Source organism: Pseudomonas antarctica, assembly GCF_900624995.1.
Taxonomy (GTDB): domain Bacteria; phylum Pseudomonadota; class Gammaproteobacteria; order Pseudomonadales; family Pseudomonadaceae; genus Aquipseudomonas; species Aquipseudomonas antarctica.
Map to the genome: position 1 here is coordinate 1 of NZ_UYXQ01000264.1, position 495 is coordinate 495.

The following is a 495-nucleotide window of genomic DNA, read 5'->3' on the forward strand; positions in this document are numbered from 1 at the left end:
CGATCCGCGTGATGCTCGGCAACCAGCTTGTCGCCTTGCCAGAAAAACTCCGTCGTTATCCCATCAACGGTTTTGCTGATCCGCCGACCAAACGGGTCATAGCGATAGCTGGCCGTCTGCCCATTGGGTTTTGTGATCGATATCAGCCGGTGTTGGCAGTCGTAGCGGTACTCGGTGACGAGTTGGTGGCCCTTGCCGCGTCTTTGGCGAATCAGGTTGCCGAAGGCGTCATAGTCGTAATGATGATCGCCCTGGATCATCAACCGATTCCCCGCGACGATGTCCGGGCCGGGACGGTCTTGCATCAGCAGGTTGCCGGCTGGGTCGTGGCCGAAGCGTTCCTGCACACCTTGCGAGTGATCGGCCCGGGTCAGGCGGGCGAGGGGGTCGTAGTGGTAGTGGTGTTCGCCTTTGCGGGTGTCGAGCAGGCGGGTCAGGTTGCCGGTTTTGTCGTAGTCGTAGTGGCGGCGGTAGTGCTTGTGTTCTTCTTGGGTC

At 60.2% G+C, this 495-nt stretch carries 1 protein-coding gene; it reads right to left on the reverse strand.

Features of this window, described 5'->3' with window-relative positions; all coding sequences use genetic code 11:
- Nucleotides 1–495: RHS repeat domain-containing protein (locus tag E0F99_RS29910; protein ID WP_165447662.1), on the reverse strand; the 495-nt coding region annotated here is incomplete at both ends.